This is a genomic window from Flavobacterium humidisoli (genome assembly GCF_023272795.1).
Classification (GTDB): Bacteria; Bacteroidota; Bacteroidia; order Flavobacteriales; family Flavobacteriaceae; genus Flavobacterium; species Flavobacterium humidisoli.
Map to the genome: position 1 here is coordinate 1,681,755 of NZ_CP096829.1, position 17,863 is coordinate 1,699,617.

General features: G+C 33.0%; 12 protein-coding genes and 1 riboswitch. Of the genes, 9 read left to right on the top strand and 3 right to left on the bottom strand.

Annotation, left to right across the window (positions count from 1 at the left end):
• Positions 1-40: 40 nt before the first annotated feature.
• Together M0M44_RS07630 and M0M44_RS07635 are read right to left on the bottom strand one after the other, a co-directional pair.
• Positions 41-655, bottom strand: coding sequence for a deoxynucleoside kinase (locus M0M44_RS07630; protein WP_095928085.1), 615 nt, complete (start codon positions 653-655; stop codon positions 41-43).
• Positions 655-1,470, bottom strand: a complete 816-nt coding sequence (locus M0M44_RS07635) for a hypothetical protein (RefSeq protein WP_248729225.1) — start codon at positions 1,468-1,470, stop codon at positions 655-657. The genes M0M44_RS07630 and M0M44_RS07635 overlap by 1 nt, the downstream gene beginning before the upstream one ends.
• Positions 1,471-1,683: 213 nt before the next feature.
• On the opposite strand from M0M44_RS07635, the gene M0M44_RS07640 reads away from it, so the two are divergent.
• The 3 genes from M0M44_RS07640 to M0M44_RS07650 all read left to right on the top strand — a co-directional run bounded on the left by M0M44_RS07640 (position 1,684) and on the right by M0M44_RS07650 (position 7,663).
• Complete coding sequence (locus M0M44_RS07640; RefSeq protein WP_248729226.1) at positions 1,684-2,571, top strand: GLPGLI family protein; 888 nt, start codon at positions 1,684-1,686, stop codon at positions 2,569-2,571.
• 48 nt (positions 2,572-2,619) lie between these two features.
• On the top strand, positions 2,620-5,307 hold the full coding sequence (locus M0M44_RS07645; RefSeq protein WP_248729227.1) for a TonB-dependent receptor: 2,688 nt from the start codon (positions 2,620-2,622) through the stop codon (positions 5,305-5,307).
• A 91-nt stretch (positions 5,308-5,398) separates the two neighbouring features.
• Entirely contained in the window at positions 5,399-7,663 is a 2,265-nt protein-coding gene (locus M0M44_RS07650; protein WP_248729228.1) for a hypothetical protein, read from the top strand.
• A 109-nt stretch (positions 7,664-7,772) separates the two neighbouring features.
• Here the strand turns inward: M0M44_RS07650 and metK are convergent, their stop codons facing one another.
• Entirely contained in the window at positions 7,773-9,023 is a 1,251-nt protein-coding gene (metK, locus tag M0M44_RS07655; RefSeq protein ID WP_035645622.1) for a methionine adenosyltransferase, read from the bottom strand.
• A gap of 551 nt (positions 9,024-9,574) precedes the next feature.
• Between metK and M0M44_RS07660 the strand changes: the two genes are divergently transcribed.
• The 6 genes from M0M44_RS07660 to M0M44_RS07685 all read left to right on the top strand — a co-directional run bounded on the left by M0M44_RS07660 (position 9,575) and on the right by M0M44_RS07685 (position 17,863).
• On the top strand, positions 9,575-12,421 hold the full coding sequence (locus tag M0M44_RS07660) for a TonB-dependent receptor plug domain-containing protein (RefSeq protein WP_248729229.1): 2,847 nt from the start codon (positions 9,575-9,577) through the stop codon (positions 12,419-12,421).
• A 337-nt stretch (positions 12,422-12,758) separates the two neighbouring features.
• Entirely contained in the window at positions 12,759-12,935 is a 177-nt protein-coding gene (locus tag M0M44_RS07665; RefSeq protein WP_248729230.1) for a hypothetical protein, read from the top strand.
• A gap of 87 nt (positions 12,936-13,022) precedes the next feature.
• Positions 13,023-14,327, top strand: a complete 1,305-nt coding sequence (locus tag M0M44_RS07670; RefSeq protein WP_248729231.1) for an O-acetylhomoserine aminocarboxypropyltransferase/cysteine synthase family protein — start codon at positions 13,023-13,025, stop codon at positions 14,325-14,327.
• A gap of 240 nt (positions 14,328-14,567) precedes the next feature.
• The gene (locus tag M0M44_RS07675; RefSeq protein ID WP_248729232.1) at positions 14,568-15,656 is read left to right on the top strand and encodes a homoserine dehydrogenase family protein; all 1,089 of its coding nucleotides are present in this window, start codon (positions 14,568-14,570) and stop codon (positions 15,654-15,656) included.
• Between the two features lie 647 nt (positions 15,657-16,303).
• Positions 16,304-16,504 (top strand): hypothetical protein, encoded by a 201-nt coding sequence (locus M0M44_RS07680; protein ID WP_248729233.1) that lies wholly within the window; start codon positions 16,304-16,306, stop codon positions 16,502-16,504.
• A gap of 190 nt (positions 16,505-16,694) precedes the next feature.
• Positions 16,695-16,802: riboswitch (SAM riboswitch) on the top strand.
• Between the two features lie 77 nt (positions 16,803-16,879).
• Entirely contained in the window at positions 16,880-17,863 is a 984-nt protein-coding gene (locus tag M0M44_RS07685) for an alpha/beta fold hydrolase (protein ID WP_248729234.1), read from the top strand.

Consider the following 17,863-nt stretch of genomic DNA (forward strand, 5'->3'; position numbering starts at 1 on the left):
GGCATTTTTTTATTTCGTGTAAATCTGTGTAATTAATGTTTTAAAACAATCCGTTCAATTCCGCATCAATTCTATTAATGATATCACCCAAATCTTCAGGATTGTCAACAAAATTGATATTATCCACATCAATAATCAAGAGTTTTCCTTTAGTGTAAGTCTGAATCCAAGCTTCGTATCTTTCGTTCAAACGGCTTAAATAATCGATCGAAATAGAGTTTTCATATTCGCGTCCGCGTTTATGAATTTGTCCTACTAAATTAGGAATAGAACTTCTTAAATAAATCAATAAATCTGGTGCTTTAACCAAAGATTCCATTAATTCAAATAACGAAGTGTAATTTTCAAAATCACGACTCGTCATTAAGCCCATCGCGTATAAGTTAGGAGCAAAGATATGAGCATCTTCGTAAATCGTTCTGTCTTGAATGATTCTTTTTCCGCTTTCGCGAATTTGCTGCACTTGACGGAAACGGCTATTAAGGAAATAAATCTGAAGATTAAATGACCAGCGCTCCATTTGATGGTAGAAATCATCCAAGTACGGATTATCAACTACATCTTCATAATGAGGTTCCCATTTGAAGTGTTTCGCCAATAATTTGGTCAGAGTGGTTTTTCCTGCGCCTATGTTTCCTGCTATTGCTATGTGCATTACGGTGTTACGATTTTATAATTTGATATATCTGTAGCTGTAAAAATAGATAAAATTTGGTCTTTGTAATAAAAATTGTCAAAGGTTTTTTCTAAAATTTTAATCTCAGAAATTACCTCTGGATTCGACTTATTCATACCTTTAAAGTACAGTAAACGATTCTTACTGAAAAGATATTGTGAAGGACTAATTATAACAATTTTATCAAAATCACCTATTGCGCCTAATGAAGTGATTTTTCCAAAAATATCACAAGAATACCCATTGTTTTTTTTGTCAATCCAATAGAAGGTATTAAAATCGGTTTGATAATATTGAATTGGTTCAGTCAACGGAATTGAAACCGTTTTGTATTCATTTTTTAGATAATCAAAAAGCCCAATTTGCTGATTTAAAGCATTGTAAATCCATAACTGGTTTTGCGTAGACATTCCGATGGCGCTTACTACAATTGGCGCTGCATTCTGCGAAAAGTTAATTTCGGTCATTTTATTCAATTGATTGTCTAGTAAAACAACACTATTGAAATCTTCATAAAACAACACAATTTTTAACGGATTCTGAAGATCGACTTTTGTTATTTTTCCCAAAGAAACATTTTTGTATTCGAAGATTTCTTTTCCTTTAATTTTGCTAAAAACGTTGTTCGTAATTTGATAGGAATATCCAAAAGAATCATATCCTAAAAATTCGTCAGAAGTGTTTTTATACCGCGAAATTAAAGTCGGATTTATGCTCAAGTCCTGAGCTGAAAGCGCATGAAAAGTGCAGAAAAGAAATATGGAAAATAAAATTTTTTGCACGTTTCTATACATTAGAAAATTAATTTACAAGAGCACCAAATTACAAAAAACTCTCCTTAAAATTTCAATTTTGAGACTTAAACCTTTTTTAAATCTAATAGTCTAAAAAATAAGCGGTTCTATCTATGCCTTAATGCCGTTTATATATTTAGTTTTTTGAATTTTAAAATAAATAATACATTTGAATGTAATCTTTATCCGATTTACTCACTTAAAGAAAATAAAATGAAAAAGATATTTTTTTATATGACTGTACTGCTTGTTTCTGTACAAATTCAAGCGCAAAAAGATTTTCAAGGAATGGCTGTTTACGAGTCAAAAACACAAGCGCCAAAGTTTGAGGGAATGCGCGGGAATAGAGATATTACCCCAGAAATGCAGAAAAACATGGAAGAGCGTATGAAAAAAATGCTCGAAAAAACATTCATTTTAAACTTCGATAAAACAGCGTCTATTTACAAAGAAGAAGAAAAACTAGAAACACCTGGTCAGCAGGGCGGTTTTCGCATGATGTTCGGTTCGCTTACTGGTGGAGGTGGCACTTTCTACAAAGATGTAAAAACAAAAACGTATACGGTCGATAAAGAGTTTATGGGTAAAGAGTTTTTGGTTGTGGACTCCCTTCCAAAATTAGAATGGAAATTGGAGCAGGAAACCAAACAAATTGGTGGTTACAATTGCTTCAAAGCGACAGCCGTAAAACAAGCCAGCAAAACCGATTTTAGAAACTTCAGGCCTAAAAAGGATGAAGATAAAAAAGAGGAGGCTAAAAAGACTTCAGGAGATACCAAAACGAATTTTGCTGATAATTTTGAAATCCCAAAAGAAATTGTTGTTACGGCGTGGTATACACCAGAAATTCCGATCAATCAAGGACCAGAAAATTACTGGGGACTTCCTGGTTTAATTTTAGAAATCAACGATGGAACTACTACGATTTTATGTTCTAAAATTGTTTTAAACACAAAAGATAAAGTGGAAATAAAACCTTCTAAAAAAGGAAAAGTAATTTCTCAGAAAGAATACGACGAAACAGTAATTAAAAAAATGGAAGAATTTAGGGAGATGAACCGAGGCAGAGCAGGCGGACCTCCTCCTCCAATGGGAAGATAAAATACAAAGAAAATAAATTCCAAATTCCAAACTTCCAATATTCTTATCATGAATAAGACCATTTTTTTATTTGCCTTACTTTTTACTTCTCTTTCCTTTTCGCAAAGTGTTCGTTTTGATGGTTTGATTCAGGACGAACAAAAAAATCCGTTAGAAATGGCTAATATCATGGCGATTAACAATGGCACCAAGGCAATGGATTCATACGGAATCACCAATGATAAAGGAAAGTTCCAGCTCACTTTAAAACCTAATTCGGCTTACACTATTAAAATAAGTTATTTGGGAATGAAATCTAAGGAAATTGCTGTAGTTACCAAGGCTGAGAACGTGACTCAAACTATTGTTATGGATGGTGCGGGAATCGAATTGGAAGGTGTAGAAATTGTTCGAGAAATGCCTGTTTCTATAAAAGGCGATACAATTGTTTACAATGCAGATTCTTTTAAATCGGGAACAGAAAAAAAGCTTGAAGATGTTCTGAAGAAATTGCCAGGAGTTGAGGTAAATGCCGATGGCGAAATCGAAGTGGAAGGAAAAAAAGTCAGTAAATTGATGGTTGAAGGAAAAGATTTTTTTGACGGAGATACCAAATTAGGCGTTAAAAATATTCCAGCCGATGCTATTGATAAAGTGCAGGTTTTAAGAAATTATAATGAAGTCAGCCAATTAAAAGGTTTAGAAAATGATCAGGAAAATGTTGCAATGAATATCAAATTAAAAGAAGGAAAAAAGAACTTTTGGTTTGGAGATGTGACTGCTGGAATTGGAGTGGCAGAATTGGATAGTCGGTATATTATTAATCCGAAATTATTCTATTACAGTCCAAAATACAGTATTAATCTAATCACCAATTTTAATAATATAGGAGAATTGCCACTTACTGCACAAGATTATTTTAAGTTCACAGGCGGATTTAAAAATATGATGAAAAAAGGCGGAAGCAGTTTTAATGTTTCTTCAAATGATTTAGGGATTTCGTTGCTTCGAAATAATCGCGCTAAAGAAATCGAAACCAAATTTGGAGCAACAAACTTCGCTTATTCTATAAATAAAGCTTGGAACTTAAGTGGTTTTGGAATTCTTTCGACTTCAAAAACAGATTTAGAAACTAAATCTCAAACCACGATTCTAGATTCTGGAGATCAGCAGAAACGTGATGAAATGACGCATCAAAAGAATAATTTGGGGCTTTTTAAACTGAGCTCGACTTACAAGCCAAACGATAAATTTCAGTTTGATTATGATATCTTGACCAAATTGTCAAAGCAGAATGAAGATACAGATTTGCTTCGTGAATCGGTTGTCGATAATGTTTCGGCGGTTGAGACCATTTTAACTGAAAAAAAACAAGATCCAACTTCTATCAATCAGAATTTGAGTTTGTATTATACGCAAAGCAGTAAAAATATTTTTGCTTTTGAAATGCAACATTTGTATCAAGACGAAAATCCATTTTATAATGCCAACTTAAGATCGCAACCTTTTGATTTATCAGGATATATTACAGGACAAAATCGAAATGATTTGAATCAAGATCGTTTTGTCAAAACCAATAAACTCGATGCCAAATTGGATTACTATTATATGGTAACGCCAAAAAGCAATTTTAATATTACGGTAGGAAATACCTATTCGTATCAAAACTTCAATTCTCACATTTTCCAAATGCTAGATAATGGAGATAAAAATGACTTAAATGATCCTGAAAACAATAATGATGTCGATTATCGTTTTAATGATGCTTTTTTAGGTTTTCATTATAAAATGCTAACAGGGAAATTTACATTTACGCCAGGTGTTAGTTTGCATACCTATCAGATGACAAATGGACAATTGGGAAGCGATTATTCTCAAAGCTTTACTAAAGTTTTGCCTGATTTTTTTGCCTTATATCAAATCAAAAAATCGGAAACGCTTACCTATAATTTCTCTTTGACAAACGATTTTACCGATATTAATCAATTAGCTTCGGGTTATGTTCTGTCAGATTACAGCAGTCTTTTTCGCGGAAATCGTTTCTTAGAAAATGCGACTTCGCAAGTGCATTCTCTTCGTTATTTTAAATATAATATGTTCAATTTTGAGAATATTTTTGCCAATGCAACCTATACAAGAAAAGTTGATGCCATTAAGACAAAAGCCAATTTTGACGGAATTAACCAATCTTCAGTTCCATACAATTCTAATTTGGCAGACGAAACTTTTTCTGGAATGGGAACTTATGGGCGTTCTTTCCTCAAAAACTATAAAGCATCTGCAAGTGCAAGTCTTAACTGGTCAAAATTCAACAATATTCAAAATGAAAAATTAGCAACGACCGAGAGTTTTGTGCAAAGCTATACTGTTAAAGCTTCAACAAATTATAAAAAGCTTCCAAATATAGAATTTGGTTATAATCTTTTGGTTAACAAATACAGTGGTTCAACTTTTTATACTGACAAACCATTTGCAAGATTGGACTATTATTTCTTGGATAGTTTTTCTTTTGTTTCTGAATACGAATTTTATCATTACTATAATGGAGATAAAACGGTCGATAATGAATATGATTTCTTAAGCGCGAGTTTGGTTTATCAAAAAAAGAATAGCAAATGGGAATATAAAATTTCGGCAGCTAATTTATTAAATACGACTTATCTTAATGACGATAGCTTTTCTCAGTTCTCTACACGAGTTTCTCAATATACGGTTCAGCCGCGTTACATCATATTTTCTATGAAATATAATTTGTAGTATTTTTGTTGCAACATTGTGTTTTTTGTGATTTGTTTAATGAAGAATCAAATATCTTTGTGATATATTATTAACGACAAAAAACGTAACCATGCGCAATTTTATCTGGAGTGTATCGCTCCTGTTTGCTGGAATTTCTATCTCTTTCGCCCAAACAAATGGCATCGAAAAAGGAACTTATTTATCTACAAATAAAGGAGCAAAGATTAAGTTAAATTTATTAGATGATAATAAATACGAACTGGTTTTTTATTCGGGAGGTTATGAGATTAAAGGCGATTCGCTAGTTTTTTTAAAAAGCACAGAGAATAAAACAAATAGATTTGATCTTGTTTTTGCTAAAGATAAAAAGGCAAAAAAAATTAAGATTAAATTCTTGAATCCATCTTATTATTCTTTTTATATTGGAACCCAAAAAGGAGTAGAATCGGTACAATATCAGAGACTTTCTGATATAAAAACGAAAGTAGATCCTGATTATATCAAAACAGATTTAGATTTTGAAATCGAGAAAACCGACTTCATTTATTTGGTTTACGAAGACTATGATGGAAAAAGTGATGTAAGTAAATATGCATTGCCAAAAGATGTTTCGGAAGTGACAATCAACTATGATATGGCAGTTTTGAGCGATTTAAATCTTGTTGGATCTTTTGATAAAGGAACAAAAGAATTGAAAGTTTCTGATCAATACGGAAAAGATCCTTTGGTATTTATAAACGAAAAAGAGGAGAAACCAGCTAAAGCTCCAACAGTTGTTCCTATAGAAAATCAAACCATAAAAAATTGGACTTATCCAGGAAAAGAAAATACTTTAATAAATGACGATTTTGGTTCTGGAGTAGCTGTGGATAGTGCAGCTGTAATAGTCGATGCTGCTGCCGTTGATGCTACAATTCCTCCGCCAGCATATACCAAATATGATTTTAAATTAAAAGTTGAAAACAATCTAAAAAAAGCAATAGAATCTACAAAAACTGCAAATAATAAATTTTTGGTTGTTGTAGTTGACAACAAGGATAAGACTGCAAAAGAAAATTTTGATGCTTTTGTAAAAGAGCAAGAAACACAGACGGGATATAATATGTACGATTCTTATAATGCTCTTTATGATATCTACAATTATTATTTGGCAGGAGCCGATGATAAGAAATGGCTTAAAAACAATAAAATTGCAAGTGACCAAAGTGTAATTATTTTAAATGGAGAAGGAAATCAGCTTGCTGTTGCAAAATCAGATTTAGCTACGCAACAATATCAATTTAGTTATTATGGAGATTTCTATAGAAAACTTCAGCGAGCAAATGCCTTCCTTTCTGTAGATAAAGTTTTAAAGAACAAAAAAGCTTCAGATTCAGATTTAATCGCAGCTTTTAATAAGGCAGCCTTGTTAGAAACATCTTACGATTATGATTCAGATTATGCAGTAAACGATCCTAATTCGACTGAATTTGTAATTACAAAAACGGCTTTAAACCAAAAAGAGGTGGCTCAAACGTGGAAAAAGTTAATTGAAGCACATCAAAAAGATAAAGTTGCAAATATGTATTTGGTAGAAACGATTATTAAAGAAATCAAAAACCAAGGATTTACAAAACAGCTTTTTAATACAGATAGAATTCTAAACGATACAGATTTCTTAGCAATCGATTATTTGCTAAATCACTCAGATGATATTGAAAGTAATCGTGCAGAATTTAATAGTAAACAAGGAGAACTTCATACTATTGGAAATGTGGTTTCTGAAGTTTCAGATGCATTGCAGCAAAATCTATATCTTTCTCAAGATGGAGTTTCTGGAGAAATGAATAAAGAAAAAATCAATTTGCTTTACAAGAAAATTATTGCTTCTGGAAAAGGGAATTTCGATTCGTACAAAAACTATTTTTATTATTTGAGCCAGCTTGAAGAACAGGACGGTTCAAACACAACTTATTTAAAAGAGTTCAACACTTATTTTGATAATACTTTGGCGGGAGGGAGTCCGATTGAAAAATTAGATGCAATCTTTTCGGGATTAGATTCTAGTTCCAGCTATTCTTATGATGGATGGAATTCATTCAAAATTTACCATTCAGACACTTGTAACAATGCGGCATGGGCAGTTGTATTAAAACCACAGAATTCAAACTTTATTAAAGATGCTATTAAATGGTCTGAATATAGTTTGGTTGTAACCAAAAACAATCCATATTATTTAGATACTCTAGCACAATTGTATTATAAAGACGGACAACAACAAAAAGCCATAGAAACGCAAGTTTTAGCAGTAAAATTTATCACTAGTGATATTGATAGTGAAACTGCAAATCAAATGAAAGAGGTTTTAACTAAAATGAGTAACGGGACATATTAATAGACTATATATACAATAAAATAAAAGCCGATTTCTATTTTAGAAATCGGCTTTTTTATGTTTGGCTAACTAAAATGTCTAACAATCTTAGTCAGTTATAAGTCTAGATTTACAATCCAAAAGCAGCTTTTACTTGGTCAACAAAATCAAGTTTTTCCCAAGTAAACAATTCAACAGTAACTGTTTTTTCATTTCCGCCTGGAGCAGAGAAAGTTTTAGTAACCGTTTCTGGTTTACGTCCCATGTGTCCGTAAGCAGCAGTTTCGCTATAGATTGGGTTTCTTAATTTTAAGCGTTGCTCGATAAAGTAAGGACGCATATCAAATATAGCTTCTACTTTTTTAGCGATTTCACCGTTAGTTAAGTTTACTTTTGAAGTTCCGTAAGTTTCAATGAAAATTCCCATTGGCTCAGCAACTCCAATTGCGTAAGAAACCTGAACTAAGATTTCGTCAGCAACACCGGCAGCAACTAAGTTTTTAGCGATATGACGAGTTGCATAAGCAGCACTTCTGTCTACTTTACTTGGATCTTTTCCAGAGAATGCACCACCACCGTGAGCACCTTTTCCACCGTAAGTATCAACAATGATTTTTCTTCCTGTTAAACCAGTATCTCCGTGAGGTCCTCCGATAACGAATTTTCCTGTTGGGTTAATATGGTAGTTGATTTTATCATTAAATAAGTGAGCGTGTTCTGGGTTTTTAGCGATAATTCTTGGAATCAAGATTTCGATAATATCTTTTTTGATTTTAGCCAACATTGTAGCTTCTTCATCAAAATCATCATGTTGAGTTGAGATAACAATCGCATCAATACGAGTTGGTTTGTTATCGTCGCTATATTCTAAAGTTACTTGAGATTTAGCATCTGGACGTAAATACGTGATTTCTTTGTTTTCGCGTCTTAAAATAGCTAACTCTTGTAATAATTTATGAGATAAATCTAATGCCAATGGCATGAAGTTTTCAGTTTCGTTTGTAGCGTAACCAAACATCATTCCTTGGTCACCTGCACCTTGCTCTTCTGGCTTAGCTCTGTCAACACCTTGGTTAATATCTGCAGATTGCTCATGAATAGCTGAAAGAATTCCACAAGAATTCGCTTCAAACATATACTCACTTTTAGTATATCCAATTTTACGGATTACTTCGCGAGCGATTTGCTGAACATCAAGATAAGTATTTGACTTTACTTCACCTGCTAAAATAACCTGACCTGTAGTAACTAAAGTTTCACATGCTACTTTAGAATCAGCATCAAATGCCAAAAAGTTATCGATTAATGCATCCGAAATTTGATCTGCAACTTTGTCTGGATGCCCTTCACTAACAGATTCTGACGTAAATAAATAAGCCATAATAATGTAATAATAAAATATTAGTTTTTAAAAATTTAAGCAGGGAAAGTAATTGCTAAAAAGGGCTAAAGGAGAGTTCCTGCTTTAGCATTTTTTACTACTGAAATGAATCTTTCAGCATTCATAACGAAATCATTTCATTATGAAGAGGTTGCAATCAGTTCAAATTTTTCCTCTGTTTCGGGTGCAAAGGTATGAAACCATTTTGATTTGCAAATTAAAGTTCAACTTTTTTTATTTTTTCTAGCAGAAATTTAACAATAACATACTATTTTGATAGGGTAATGGAAAATATTTTGTTTTTTGTTTGGTCGATTAAAAAATAGTTTGCAACTTTGCCCCGTTAAAACAAAAGAAACAAATGAAATTTACAGTTTGCAATATGATGTCTTGTAAGATGCCGGAGTTATCCGCAGAGACGCTATTGTAGTTATTTTTCAATAAAATATAAATAGAACCTCTGCTGAACCGCAGAGGTTTTTTTTATGCCAAAAATAAACCTGTAAGATTTTTTTTAAGCCAAAAACAATAATTAATCAGTAAAAAAAGAAATGAAGAAAAATGTACTAATCGTTTTAGGTCTTGTCACTTTTTCAGGACTTTATGCTCAGGACAATAAAAAAGAGCAGGATAGTTTAAAAAACAACGAACTGTCTGAAGTTACTATTATTGGATCAAGAAGTAAAAACAGAGTTAAAACAGATGTGCCAGTCCCAGTTGATGTTTTTAACGTATCAGAAATAACAAAAGGAGCACCGCAAACGAGCGTAACTCAAATTTTAAATTACGTTGCGCCGTCGTTTACGAGTAATCCAACATCTACAGCAGATGCAACAGACCACGTTGATCCTGCGCAATTAAGAGGATTAGGACCAGATCAGGTTCTTATTTTAGTAAACGGAAAAAGAAGGCATACAAGTGCTTTAGTAAATATAAACGGATCGCCAGGAAGAGGGTCTGTAGGAACAGACTTAAATGCAATTCCGTCTTTTGCTATAGAAAGAATAGAAGTTTTAAGAGATGGCGCTGCCGCGCAATACGGTTCTGATGCGATTGCGGGAGTTATTAATATTGTTCTAAAGAAAAACGCTAATTATTTGACAGGAGGAATTCAGTATGGAGCCAATCTATCTTCGGGATCAAATAATTTTGAAGGAGGAGCAGACGGTCAAACTGCCCAAATCGATTTAAACTACGGAACTTCATTAGGCAAACCGGGAAGCTTCTTAAATGTTACAGGGACTGCGGTGACAAGACAAGCAACCAGTAGAGCAGGAATTAGAAACAATGCTATTTTTAATGCCTACAATGCGGTTGAAAATAGAGCGGCACAAGATGGGGTCGAAATCAACTCTTTGTTTAGCAATATTAATACGACTGGAAACTCGACTCAAATTTTGTCTTCTTTAAAACAATATGCACCGCAAGTAAGTTATTTTACAACAGCACAGCAAAATGCTATTGCATCGGCTTCAACAATTGCGCAAATGCAGACTGCTTTAAATTTTGACGTAACTAATAACGAATTGGCTTACAGAGGTCAGCAGAGAAGTGATTATAATATGAGTGTTGGTCAATCAGAATTGGCTGCAGGACAATTGTATTTTAATGCTAAATATCCTTTGAGCGAAACCACTTCTTTATATTCCTTTGGAGGAGTTTCTTATAGAGGGGGTAAATCGTATGCGTTCAATAGATTGCCAAATGGTTCTGGTACTTTCACGCAAATGTACCAAAACGGATTCCTGCCAGAAATTGAATCAAAGATTTTAGATGCTTCCGCAGCTGTTGGTGTAAATACACAATTATTTGGGTTTGATACCGATTTAAGTACCAATTTAGGAACAAACTCTTTTAATTATGATGTGAATAATTCCATCAATGCAACTTTAGGAACTAATTCTCCTTTTAGTTTTGATGCCGGAAAAATTTCGTTTTTACAAAGCACAACCAATTTGGACTTTAGTAAAAAACTGGATGTTCTTTCTGGGCTGAACGTTGCTTTTGGAGGTGAATTCAGATATGAGAACTACCAAATTAAAGCAGGAGAAGAAGCTTCTTACGGATTGTATGATGTAAACGGAGATTTAGTATCAGGAATTTTACCTAGCAATTCACCATTGATTGTAACTGATTTCTTTGGAAATAAACGTGGAGCAGGAGCGCAAGGATTTTCAGGATTTCAGCCTTCTGATGCTAAGGAAAAAGATAGAAAAAGTGGTGCCGCTTATGTTGATTTAGAATTGAATGCCACTGAAAAATGGCTTATAAATGGAGCAGCACGTTATGAAAATTATTCAGATTTTGGAAATACAGTTACTTTCAAACTGGCTTCTCTTTTAAAATTAAATGATAATATCAATTGGAGGATTTCTGGACAAACTGGCTTTAGAGCGCCTTCTTTACAGCAAAGATACTTTGAATCAAGTTCTACTCAGTTTATTAACGGTTCTCCATATCAAGTGGGTTATTTTACAAACGATTCGCAAGCTGCAAAAAGTATTGGAATTGAAAGTTTAAGACCAGAGAAATCAAAAAGCATCAGTACAGGATTTACATTCAAAATTCCTGAAGCTAACATAACCATTGCAACTGATGCTTATTTTACAAGAATCAATGATCGTATTGTTTTGTCTGGACAATATTCTAGACCAACAGACGCGCAAATCGGTGCTGCAACTTCGCCAGAGCAGGCAGAAGCACTGACTTTATTTCAACAGGCATTTGATTTAAAAGGTGTAGAAAGAGCATCTTTCTGGACAAATGGAATTGATTCTGAAACAAAAGGAATTGATTTGGTGATTTCTCAAAAATATGATGTAATTCAGGATTTTGTAATTAGAAATGATTTGGCTTTAAGTTTTAATGAAACCAAAAGAGTAGGCGATTTACATATCCCAAAATCAATAATTGATGCAGGAGGAGAACCATATATTTATTCTTTCTTCCCAGAATCAAGCCGAGTGTATTTAGAAGAAGCGATTCCGAAACTGAAAGCCAATTTGATGACTACTTTCAATATTAAAAAACTGGATATCTATTTAAGAAACAGCTATTTTGGAAAAGTTACAGATCCAGGAGCAACAGATGTTAATCTTGACGGATTTTCTTCTGTGTATGAACATCCAGAATATAGCGCAAAATTGGTTACCGATTTGTCTTTAGGATATCAGATCAACGAGCATTTGAGAGCTACAATTGGAGTTAATAATATAGGAGATGTATATCCAGACAGAAATAATCCTGCAACTCCTGCATTTACAAACACAACTCCAACTTTGTCACCAGCGCCAAGTACAGATTTGACAAATGCGAATCAGTTTGCCTATTCAAGAGCAGTTTCTCAATTTGGATTAAATGGAAGATTTGGTTTTGCTCGTTTGAGCTTTAAATTTTAATGAAAGTTGCCTCTTTCAGGCCTTTATACAAAAGGCTTGAAAGAGATTTTAAAAAAATAGTATAAAATTTCAATTTTAATTTGGTCGTTAAAAAAATACTTATTACATTTACTCTATCGAATTAGTCGAATTTAAAAAATAGTCGAATTCAAATTTTAAATAAAAATGAAAACAATAGCAAAAAGAAATATGATGTGTTGTAAGATGATGCAAATGTGCATCCCAATTTGCTGTTGCCAAAAGTGAAAGAGACAATCTTTGTTATAGTTAAACTATAAGCCCTTTTGGTCGCCATCCGAAAGGGCTTTTTTATTTCCAACATTTTAAATTTTAAATTATGAATACACTAGATATAAATACAATCGCATTTCAATACTTATTAAGAAATAATAATTCGGAAGAATCATCAACTGAAACTCCAAAATATGATCCTGCACAGCAGATAAAAACGCAGAAATCATTACTGTTTCATCTATATGATCTTGAAGAAGAAGCTGAAGATATTTTAGCTTAAATCAATTTCAGATTCAAGAGCAATTTCAATAAGCAATATCAATTACAATATATAAACGTATTAAAAATACCTAAAAACTAAGAAATCATGAGTACACAAAAATTTGCAACAAACGCATTACACGCAGGACACGATGTTACTAAAAACGGAAGCACAAGAGCGGTGCCAATTTACCAAACATCATCTTATGTATTTAACAATTCAGATCATGCAGCCAATTTATTTGGTCTTGCCGAAGCTGGATTTATTTATACAAGATTAAACAACCCGACAAACGACGTTTTAGAACAGCGTCTGGCAGCACTTGAAGGAGGAATCGGAGCTGTGGTAACCGCTTCTGGAGCATCTGCAATTTCTACTACATTATTGACTTTGCTAAAAGCGGGAGATCATATCGTAGCTTCAAATAGTTTATACGGCGGGACTTATAATCTGCTTAAAGTTACATTACCAAGATTAGGAATTACCACAACATTTGTAGATCCTTTAAAACCAGAAAACTTTACCAAAGCGGCAAAAGAAAATACAAGAGCTTTTTTTGTGGAATCTCTTGGTAATCCAAAATTAGATGTGCTAGACTTAAAAGCAATTTCGGCAGAAGCCAAAGCATTCAAAGTGCCATTTATAGTAGATAATACAGTTGCGACACCTTATTTGTTGAATCCAATTAAATATGGTGCCGATATTGTAATTCATTCCTTAACTAAATATATCGCAGGAAACGGAACTTCATTAGGAGGCGTTATCATTGATGCTGGAAACTTTGACTGGGCAAACGGAAAATTTCCTGAATTTACCGAGCCATCTGCAGGATACCACGGATTAGTATATCATGAAGCTTTAGGAAATGCAGCTTTTATAGCAAAAGCTCGAATTGAAGGTCTGCGTGATTTTGGTGCTGCTTTAAGTCCATTTAATGCGTTTCAGATTATTCAGGGACTAGAAACACTTCCAATTCGAATTAAGAAACACAGTGAAAATGCTTTGGCTCTAGCCGAATGGTTAGAAAAACAAGATGAGGTGGTTTGGGTAAATTATCCAGGATTAAAATCAAGTAAATATAATGCTTTAGCTAAAGAATATCTGCCAGAAGGACAAAGCGGTATTATCACTTTCGGATTAAAAGGTGGTTTTGATGCCGCTAAAAAAGTAGTCGATGATACCAAATTATTCTCTCTGCTAGCCAATATTGGTGATACAAAATCGCTGATTATTCACCCTGCAAGTACTACACACCAACAGTTAACAGATGAAGAACAAATAGAAACAGGAGTTTCTAAAGATTTAATTCGTCTGTCTGTAGGAATTGAAGATATTGAAGATTTAATTGCTGATTTGCAAACTGTTTTTGAGAGCGTTTATGTTTCTCAATTCAGCATCAATAAAAATTAGGTTTTTTTGTTTTTTGTTTGAAAAATTGCCTTTAGCGAGTGGTTTTGCTAAAGGTAATTTTTTATGAAAAGCATCTCTATAAAATTTAAACCATATAAGGAATATAAGTGCATTTTAGAAGAAGCGTACTGTAAAAACGCACCGTAGAGACGCACTGCAGTGCGTCTAACTTTATAAATGTTGGAATATTAAATGAACTTACATTCCTTGTATGGTTTCAAAAATTAAAAAATAGAAATTATGTCAAAGCTTAAAATAAACATTATCCTTTTCGGAATTGGAAATATCGGAAGTACTTTGATTAATCAGATTGTCGAAAGTCAGGAGTTTTTTCTTGAAAGCAAAAACGTCGATTTTCATTTTCCAATAATAACCAATTCGACGGTTGCTTTTTTTGAGAAAGAAGGTGTTGGTTATGCATGGGAAACCAATTTTAGACAATTGGCAGTTCCTTTTAAAGTAGAAGATATTGTTGAATTTGCACAAGAAAACGAATTTGAAAACTTGATTGCCGTAGATGCAACAGCCAGCGATGAATTGGTAAAGCATTACAATACGCTAATCAAAAACGGATTTAATATTGTAGCGGTAAACAAAAAAGCCAATACGCTCCCGATTGATTTATATAAAGAATTACGAGCAGATCTTAAAAAGTATGGCAAAGAGTTTCTATATGAAACCTCTGTAGAAACTGGAATTCCTGTTTTGCAGACCTTAAGAGATTTGTATTATTCGGGCGAAAAAATCACAAAAATTCGAGGTGTTTTCTCTGATAATCTAAGTTATGTCTTTAATCGATTTTCATCAGAAGAAGTTTCATTTTCATCTGTTTTAAAAGATGCGAGTCTTTTAGGATTAATGAAGTCAAACTTTAAAGAAGATCTCTCAGGAAATGATACTGCGAGAAAACTTTTGATCTTGGCCAGAGAAATAGGAAAGGATTTTGAGCTTTCTGACATTGAAATCAAGCCATTTATAACCAAAGACCATTTGGAGAAAAACGGGGTGCTAAACAAAGATGCTCTCGATAAATCTTTTAAAATTACCAAAATTACTCAAGCTGAAAATCATGTGTTAAGATATGTGGGTGAGTTTGATGTAGAAAAAGGCACTTTGGAAGTTAAGTTGATTTCAGAACCAGTAGATTCTCCAATTGGACAATTGAAAGGTTCTGATGCCATTTTTGAAATTTTCACTCAATCTTATGCCGACATTCCTATCGTAATTCAAAGTGCTCCACCATGTAAACAAGCAATTTCAAGAGGAATTATAACCGATATTCTAAAAATTGCGGAACGAATTAGGAGCAAAGAAGCCGTTTGGCTTTAATTTTTTAGTTAAAAAAAAGAAAAAAGAGAAAAAAGTTCTTTGATAAATTGATTTGTCAAATGGAGTCATGAAGAAAAAATTAGCTTTTTTGTAGGTTTTTTACCTTTATTATTTCGTTTTCGTTTTTGTAAGATGTTTTTTGTCGTTAAAAAACACATTTTCAACGAATTTTGTAATTAAATTCTTGAATTTTATTTGTGTAATAAAAAAAATATTTGCATATTTGTTATACCCAAAAACTACTAGAAATCAAATGAACTTAAAAGTCAACAAAATGTTTTGTGCCATTTCGGTTAAGGCCGAGGCTGGGGTGTCTATTGCTTAAAAAAATTGTAAGAATACAATAAAAATATAGTAAGAGCCTCCGATAGAAATATTAGGAGGCTTTTTAATTTAATAGAAATGCAAAAATTTAAAATACAATATAAATCACAGATGAATAAATCCTTACAGATGAACAAGATGTTTACTGTCGCGCTTATTTGCGCGTACGTCTGTTGATACTAAAAGTATATATGAGTGTAAAAACTTAAACCCTTTTGGTATCTAAAAATCCAAAAGGGTTTTTTTATTCGGTAAAACGAATTAACAAAAAGATAAACGAGAAATAAAGATTATAAAACACAACTTAACTAAAACTTAATATCATGAGCAAATTGAACTACTTCGCAGAAAAAATTTCTAAATTGAAAAATAGAAGAACAAAAAATAGTAATCCGCCGCCAACAAACGAATTGGCTCACCCTAGGTTCGGAATCACAGAGGAAGATAAAAGCGCTGAGAAAAAAGCACCAAATTCTTTATTGTTTTTGATGTATTCAAAAGAAAATGAAACGCTTTTTATCTAAACAGAAAAGTATCATAAACTAGGTGAAAACCTGCTTAATTTTACTGGGCATTTTTGTTCGGTAAATTTTTGCGTATAATAGTTTTTGCTAAAGTAAGTCGCAGAAATTTAACAAACACTTTTGCATAAAATTTGTTTGTTAGCGAAATTAGTAGTTAATTTGCACTCGTTAAGTTCAAACACGTATTGAAATGTTATAAAGAAAGGACGAGGGATTAGACCCGATGAAGCCTTAGCAACCCTTCGGTAAAACGAAGAAGGTGCTACATTCTACCACGCCAAACGTGGAAAGATAACAACAAGATTTTTTCTAGTTAAACCTAGTTTTTCTTTCTAATATTTCCATATACAAATCAATAATACAACAGATTTGAAATTGGAAAATATACCAAATCCCATTATAATTCAAGATTTCATCACAGAAAGTGGTGCAACTTATCATTCTATACCATTAAGTTTTACGCTGGCAGGACAACCTTTGCACAGCGCGCCTATTGTTTTGGTTAATCATGCTTTAACTGGAAATTCGCAAGTTACTGGCGAAAACGGCTGGTGGAATGACTTGATTGGCGAAGGTAAAACCATTGATACTACTGTTTACACCATTCTAGCTTTTGATATTCCAGGAAATGGGAGCAATTCTTTCCTAATCGAAAACTATCTAGATTTTACTGCAAGAGACATTGCCAGAATTTTTATTGAAGGAATAAAAGCTTTAAATATTGAAAAGCTTTATGCTATCATTGGAGGTTCTGTTGGAGGTGGAATTGCTTGGGAAATTTTAGCTTTAGCGCCAAATATCACAGAAAACCTTATTCCGATTGCGAGCGACTGGAAATCGACTGATTGGCTTATTGCAAATTGCTTCTTACAAGAGCAAATTTTGAATAATTCTTCGAAGCCAATCGAAGACGCCAGAATACATGCAATGCTTTGTTACCGTTCGCCAGAATCTTTTAAAGAAAAATTTCAGCGTACGATCAATCAAGATCTTTTGATTTTTAATATCGAAAGCTGGCTGGCACATCATGGGAAAAAATTGCAGAAAAGATTCCAATTGTCTTCTTATAAATTAATGAATCAGTTGCTTAAAACAATTGATATTACTAGAAATAGTCAAAGTTTTGAAAATTTATTGTCTAAAACGACGGCTTCAATTCATATCATCGGAATCAATTCGGATTTGTTTTTTACAGCAAAAGAAAACGTAGAAACCTACGAAGAATTGAAGAAATTTAAAGACAATGTTTTCTATAGCGAAATTGATTCGGTTCACGGACATGACGCTTTTTTAATCGAGTACAAACAATTAGATCATTTACTTGCCGATATTTTTAAGGCAGAAACAATAAAGAAATAA